This is a genomic window from Maritalea sp. (genome assembly GCF_047634455.1).
Lineage (GTDB): Bacteria > Pseudomonadota > Alphaproteobacteria > Rhizobiales > Devosiaceae > Maritalea.
This window is the reverse complement of the sequence record NZ_JBLIAI010000032.1, coordinates 22,891-29,401: the sequence shown is the minus strand read 5'-3', so window position 1 is coordinate 29,401 and position 6,511 is coordinate 22,891. Positions and strand designations below refer to the sequence as shown.

Sequence of the window (6,511 nt, the reverse complement as noted above, 5' to 3'; positions counted from 1 at the left end):
AACAATTGATGGAATGGTGGATAACCCCACCACTTTAGACATTGATGCGTTGATTGGCAAAATGGGCATCGAAGAACGGCTATACCGCCATCGCTGTGTTGAAGCATGGTCAATGACCGTTCCTTGGATTGGCTTTCCGTTTGCCAAGCTGGTCGAAATGGCTGGTCCGCAAGCGGGTGCAAAATTTATCCGCATGGAAACGTTTAGCGATCCAAACATTGCGCGCGGCATTAAAACTCAGCCGTGGTATCCATGGCCGTATATTGAAGGCCTTACGATTGAAGAGGCGCAAAATGATTTGGCCTTTCTCGTCGTGGGCGCCTATGGCAAAGAAGTTGCCGACCAAATGGGTGCACCGCTTCGTTTGGCCTTGCCGTGGAAATACGGCTTTAAATCCATCAAATCTATTGTGAAGTTCACGTTCACCAACGAACGTCCGATTAGTTTTTGGGAACAATTGCAGGCGCGCGAATATGCGTTTTGGGCGAACGTAAACCCAGCAGTTCCCCACCCGCGCTGGACCCAAGCCACAGAACGGGTGTTGCATACCGGCGAACGTGTGCCGACATTGATGTTCAATGGTTACGAAGAGCAAGTCGCTAGTCTTTATGCGGACAAGCAAGATTTGGGTGATCTGCTTTACCGTTAGAGCTTTGATATAACTACCTCCTCCCTCCAAACCTAGCGCTGATGATTGGTTTCATCGGCGCTATTTTTGTTCGACATGGAATTGGTGTAGAACGCAAACGTATATAGGGACGTGCGGCAACCTTATGATGGACAAAAACCTCGGGTCGCCGCTTCAAGGCATTTAAGTGAGTACGAATTTGGACGTAAGGGGCGCGGGATTATGCTGGACTTATTAGGGATTGTTGCCGTGACCACGATGGTCTTAAGCTATGCGCTTGAGCGAAAACATTCGCTTTTCATTTTGATTTTTGCGGTCGCCTGCGCAACGGCTGCATTTTACGCGTACCTGATCGGTTCCATCCCGTTTCTTGTGGCGGAGGGTATTTGGTCGATCATTGCGTTTCACCGCTATTGGAAAACCCACTGACTTAAAACGAGCCCCGGCTGGTGGTGACTAAAACACTTTGTCAGCTTCAGAACTCAGACTTGCCCGAACCAAAAAAAAGGCCCTACCAAAAAGGTAGGGCCTTGGAATGAGGGGCAGACATCGAGGGAGGAGGGACGGTGTCTGCCATTTTCGAGTTGACTCCGAGGGAGGAGGATACGTCATCAACTCGTTATGAAACTTATATGGTTACTCAGGGCCAATAAACAAGCGCATGCTTTGCATATTCGCTATGCGCCCTGTGCATAGCTTTATAACTTAAGTAATACGTCTCAGTTTGAGCCAAGTTCGTTTACAAGCAGTTAATATTGTAATTTTGCCGTCTGAACGCTTGCGTCTGTTCGATGCCAACAAAAAATAAAGGCTCCGTCGGGAGGGACGGAGCCTTTGAATAGGTGAGGCAGACATCGAGGGAGGAGGGACGGTGTCTGCCGTCATGCGAGCCAACTCCGAGGGAGGAGGATACGTTGTTAACTCGCTATGTACACTTTATGCGCCTTTTCAATAAAAGCCACAAACGCGAAGATTGCATATTTGCCATGCAGTAAACGCATGCCCGTTTTCAAGGCAAAAAAAAGGCTCTACCCAAAAGGATAGAGCCAAAAAAGTTTAGAGAAAACTCTAACAAGGAGGGAACAACGAAAGAGTTGAGGGAGGAGGAACAACTCAGATCGTTTTTCTTGAGGCGTATATGCTGGTAGATTTACTTTTTAGCAACCATGTTTGACGCAAGGCAGGTATGCGAATTGTGCATGCCTCTTACATTTTTGATATATTCCAACAGCTTAATATCTAAAAATGTTTGCAAGATGACTTATTCGAAGAGTGCGTTTTCTTGGCGGGTTGGTGCACGCAGCCCCATTCGGCAGGGCGTTTTGCTAGTTTTTGCGTTTACCGGCGTGGAACGTCAAACGCCTTTGACTTAATCTGCCAGTAAATCGACAACAAACTTGAAAGTTGCGTCATTCAATGCTGGCCCAAACGTTAAGCATTTCTGAGCCGGGCTGAAAAGCGGTCGTTCGCGCACAATTGCTGCAAACTAATGCTTGGAGCCCATAGTGACGGATGCCGCGTTGAGCATGGACGTGCGCTCCGACAACGGTCAAGAACATTCAATTGGAACAAGGGAGCCGTCAACTCTACCTTATCAGACGGTTTTCAATTAGGATGGCTTTCAATTTGGAGGGTAATGATGCGGATAGGTGTGATTGGATGCGGAACAATCGCCAGCGCTGTGGTGCGCGGTATCGCGGATGACGGTCATCGGATCATCGTATCTGAACGAAGCAGATTGAACGCTACAGTGCTGGCTGAAACGTACGCTAGTGTCTCAATTGCTGACAATCAGGCCGTGGTTGATGCAAGTGACGTCCTATTCTTGGGACTTATGGCCGAAGTTGCACATGACGTTTTGGGCGCGCTGAAGTTTCGCGAAGGGCAAAGGGTCATTTCTTTCATGGCAGGTGCGGCATTGGAGGAAGCGGACGCATTGGTGCGCCCCGCGCGAGCTGTCGCGATCATGATGCCGTTTCCCGGGATAGCGTTGGGTGGAACACCAATCATGATGCTGGGCGATGTTGAGCTGGTCCAAGAGATATTCGGAAGCAGAAATACAGTTTTCCCATTGAAAAATAATGACGAAATGGCTGCCTACTTATGCGCTCAAGCTGTCCTTTCCCCGGTCGCCCTTATGATCGCCGATACTGCTGATTGGCTTGGAAAACAGGTGCCAGACAAGTCGCAAGGTGAGGCTTTTCTCAGAACGCTGGTTACATCGAACCTGTCGCACACGGAATGTGACGCTTTGATCGAGGCGCTGAACGCGCCAGGCGGGTACAATCAAAAGCTCCGGTTGCACATGGAAGCGCAAGGCATCAGCGAAAAACTTAGAGCCGGTCTTGACATGCTCAGGTGAGATGTGGCCGCAATCCGGAGGATTGTAAGGGATGATGGCTATGTCCGCTATGCCGGAGTCTGGTTTGAGCTTATGATGCGGCAACACGCATGACTACTTCAAAAAATGAAAACTAGTTCTAATCCAACTGTGACGGCTGGGTCAGGTTCGTGTGAGGCCAATAGCTGGGCGCAAAAGTTGTTCGTTCAATTCGCGTTGAGCAACTTGTTTGCCGTTTCTAGGCATTGTAAACATTGGTTGAATTGTAGACCGAACAAAACGGCTGTTTGCTTTGACTTCAGAAAACAAATCTTATCATCACGGCAATTTACGGCAAGCTATGTTAGCGGCGGCGGCTGAGATTTTGGCTGAAGAGGGACTGCAAGGTTTGACCCTTAGGGCATGCGCGCGGCGGGCAGGTGTTTCCCATGCGGCTCCTGCGCATCATTTTGCGGGGCTTACGGGTTTGCGAACGGCGATTGCTGCGGAAAGCTTTCAAATGATTGCAGTGGCAGTAGAAGATGTCTACCAACGGCGTGGGGCTAGAGCAGATGATTTGCTGAAATATTTCGCGGTTGCATATTCCCAATTCGCAAAGACAAATCCTGAGCGTTTTCGACTTATGTTCAGGCGAGATTTGCTTGATATTGAAGATCAGGATCTGTGCGATTCAGAAGCGCGGGCCTATTCAACATTTGTGAAAATCGTACATGCGCTGCGTGGAGAAGAGCCAGCAACACTTGAAGACTTTCGTGCAGGACGGCTCACCAAAGAAATGTATCTGGATGTTTCAATATATTGGAGCGCTGTGCATGGATTTGCACATCTCAATATTGAAAACCAGCTTGTGGGTTATGACGAGATAATGGGGGCAGACGACCTGGAAGCTGAACTTTGGATTGAGTTTTCAAAGCGAATGGTTGGTTCAGGCAACCAAAAAGCGTGAACTAAAACTCCCAGCCGCGGGCTTTGGAGACGAGAAAATCGCGGAATACGCCAACGCGCTTTGAGTTTTTCAACGCTGGTGGATAAACAAAATAGGTTTCGAATTCAGGCATTTCGACAGTGCCGAGAATGCTGACGAGCGAGCTTTCATCCTCGGTGATATAGTCTGGCAACATGGCAATACCGATACCTTCGCGACAAGCCTGCATCATCCCATAAATCGCATTTACACGTAAAGCAGGAATGCGCGGACTGTTTTCTGGGCGGCCGATAGTCTCGAGATAATTTACGTCACCCAAATAGGCAGGGCTGGGGTTGCCGAATGTGATGATCTTGTGATTGTCGATATCATCGATGCTTTTGGGGATGCCATGTTGTTCTATATATGCGGAGGACGCATAGAAATGGAAATGCACGGTGAAAAGCTTGCGCTGGATCAGTTCAGATTGATTTGGGCGATGTAAGCGAATGGCCACATCTGCCTCGCGCATGGCCAAATCAAGTTCTGAATCGTTGAGTTTGATTTCCAACTGAATGGTTGGATAACGCTCCAAAAATTCGTTGATTCGAGACGTTAGCCAAGTTGAACCAAACCCAACAGTTGTGGTGACCAATAGTGGCCCTGTGGGTTGGTCGCGGCTTTCGCTCATTTGCGCTTCAACAGATTGAAGCTCCCATGCCATACGATGAGCGGTTTTGAACAATTGTTCGCCAACTTCTGTCATCACCAGACCGCGGGCATGGCGAATAAAGAGCTTTAGGCCAAGGCCTTCTTCGAGCGAGGAGACTTGACGGGATACTGCGGATTGGCTCATGCCCAACCGTTCACCGGCATGGGTGAAACTGCCAGCTTCGGCAACAATGTGAAATATCCGCAGTCGGTCCCAATCAATGGCCATTATTCAGCCGCTTCAGCGATTTCGAGTTCTGCTAAGAACTTTTCGGCTTCCAGTGCGGCCATGCAACCCAATCCAGCTGCGGTAACAGCCTGGCGATATTTGTCATCGGTGACGTCGCCCGCAGCGTAGACGCCGGGCACTTTTGTTGCTGTGCTGTCTGGGGCGGTGACCAAATAGTTGCCTTGCTTCATCTCCAGTTTGCCGTCAAACAGGCTTGTGGCAGGGGCATGGCCAATGGCCACGAAAATGCCGTCACAAGCTTTTTCGATGATTTCACCGGTGTTGCGATTCTTCAATTTTGCGCCAGTAACTGATTTTGGAAAACCTGATGTGCCTGTCACTTCAAGCAGTTCTGTGTCCCACATCACATCAATCTTTGGATTTGCGAACAAACGCTTTTGCAAGATTTTTTCTGAGCGCAGTTCATCGCGGCGGTGAACCAAAGTGACTTTGGATGCGAAGTTGGTGAGGAACAAAGCTTCTTCAACCGCAGTATTGCCGCCGCCGATCACCAGAACTTCTTTTTCTTTATAAAAGAAGCCATCACATGTGGCGCAAGCCGAAACACCAAACCCCTGGAACTCTTGCTCTGACGGGATGCCGAGCCATTTGGCTTGTGCGCCAGTGGCGATGATCAATGCGTCGCATGTATAAATGGTGCCGCTGTCGCCGGTTAGTTCGAACGGGCGGTTGTCCATATCAACATTGATGATGATATCCGAGACGATTTTGGTGCCCACATGCTCAGCTTGAGCCTTCATTTGTTCCATCAGCCACGGCCCCTGAATTTGCTCAGCAAAACCGGGGTAGTTTTCGACTTCTGTGGTGATGGTGAGTTGGCCACCGGGCTGAATGCCCTGAATAATGACCGGCTCCAGCATGGCGCGTGCAGCGTAGATTGCTGCTGAATATCCTGCGGGACCAGAGCCGATGATCATGACGGGTGCGTGCATTTTCGCAAACCTTTAATAAGTGAATATGTAAGTTGCACTGAGTTTAGGTATGCGACGCCTTCGTTACAAGGCTGAACCGAATTGGCCCACATAAACGTGAAGCCAGTTTTCGATTAGATGTAGCTGATTTTCAAAATTTCGTAGGTTTTTGACCCACCCGGTGCTGTGACTTCAATACTATCGCCCACTTCTTTGCCGATTAAGGCGCGGGATATGGGCGAAGACAGCGAAATTTTGCCTGCGCCAGCGTCAGCCTCTGGGTTGCCAACAATCTGATAAGTCTTTTCTTTTTCAGTGTTTTCATCAAGAAGTTCAACGGTTGCGCCAAATTTGACCGTGTGGCCACTCAGTTTTGTCACATCGATGACTTCTGCCAACGCCAGAATAGATTCGAGCTCTTGAAGTCGACCTTCATTGAGGCTCTGTTGCTCTTTGGCGGCATGATATTCTGCGTTTTCAGACAAGTCGCCATGGGCGCGCGCTTCTGAAATGTCGGCAATAATCTTTGGGCGTTCAATGGACCCGCGGCGATGGAATTCTTCGCTCAACGCCTTGTGGCCCGCTATTGTCATCGGGATCTTGTCCATGGTCCCAGCCTTTCATTCAAGAAATTGCTTCACGCAATAAAAACCGGCCCCGAATTGCAGTAATTGGAGGCCGTAAACATGTAAAATCAACATAGCCGCAAACTTGCCTGTTGCTAGGAAAAAGTTGCGGCTACGGAATTTGCTATTCCTCGCGCACC

At 49.2% G+C, this 6,511-nt stretch carries 7 protein-coding genes; 4 read left to right on the top strand and 3 right to left on the bottom strand.

Annotated features, from left to right (window positions below; translation table 11 throughout):
• From msrP to ACJAZW_RS09565, 4 genes are all read left to right on the top strand, one after another.
• On the top strand, positions 1-649 hold a 649-nt coding region (gene msrP, locus ACJAZW_RS09580), incomplete at its 5' end, for a protein-methionine-sulfoxide reductase catalytic subunit MsrP (protein WP_415157458.1).
• Positions 650-850: 201 nt separating this feature from the next.
• The gene (locus tag ACJAZW_RS09575; protein ID WP_415157456.1) at positions 851-1,057 is read left to right on the top strand and encodes a hypothetical protein; all 207 of its coding nucleotides are present in this window, start codon (positions 851-853) and stop codon (positions 1,055-1,057) included.
• Positions 1,058-2,264: 1,207 nt separating this feature from the next.
• Positions 2,265-2,990, top strand: coding sequence for an NAD(P)-binding domain-containing protein (locus ACJAZW_RS09570; RefSeq protein WP_415157454.1), 726 nt, complete (start codon positions 2,265-2,267; stop codon positions 2,988-2,990).
• A gap of 271 nt (positions 2,991-3,261) precedes the next feature.
• On the top strand, positions 3,262-3,915 hold the full coding sequence (locus ACJAZW_RS09565; protein ID WP_415157452.1) for a TetR/AcrR family transcriptional regulator: 654 nt from the start codon (positions 3,262-3,264) through the stop codon (positions 3,913-3,915).
• A gap of 1 nt (position 3,916) precedes the next feature.
• Here ACJAZW_RS09565 and ACJAZW_RS09560 read toward each other — a convergent pair whose 3' ends face one another.
• The 3 genes from ACJAZW_RS09560 to greA form a co-directional block, all read right to left on the bottom strand.
• Positions 3,917-4,813 carry a LysR family transcriptional regulator gene (locus ACJAZW_RS09560; RefSeq protein WP_415157450.1) on the bottom strand — a complete coding sequence of 299 codons (897 nt, stop codon included), beginning with the start codon at positions 4,811-4,813 and terminating at the stop codon, positions 3,917-3,919.
• Positions 4,813-5,766, bottom strand: coding sequence for a thioredoxin-disulfide reductase (gene trxB / locus ACJAZW_RS09555; RefSeq protein ID WP_415157448.1), 954 nt, complete (start codon positions 5,764-5,766; stop codon positions 4,813-4,815). The genes ACJAZW_RS09560 and trxB overlap by 1 nt, the downstream gene beginning before the upstream one ends.
• A 113-nt stretch (positions 5,767-5,879) precedes the next feature.
• Positions 5,880-6,353: a transcription elongation factor GreA gene (gene greA / locus ACJAZW_RS09550; protein WP_415157446.1), complete on the bottom strand. Its 474-nt coding sequence runs from the start codon at positions 6,351-6,353 to the stop codon at positions 5,880-5,882.
• Positions 6,354-6,511 lie beyond the last annotated feature (158 nt).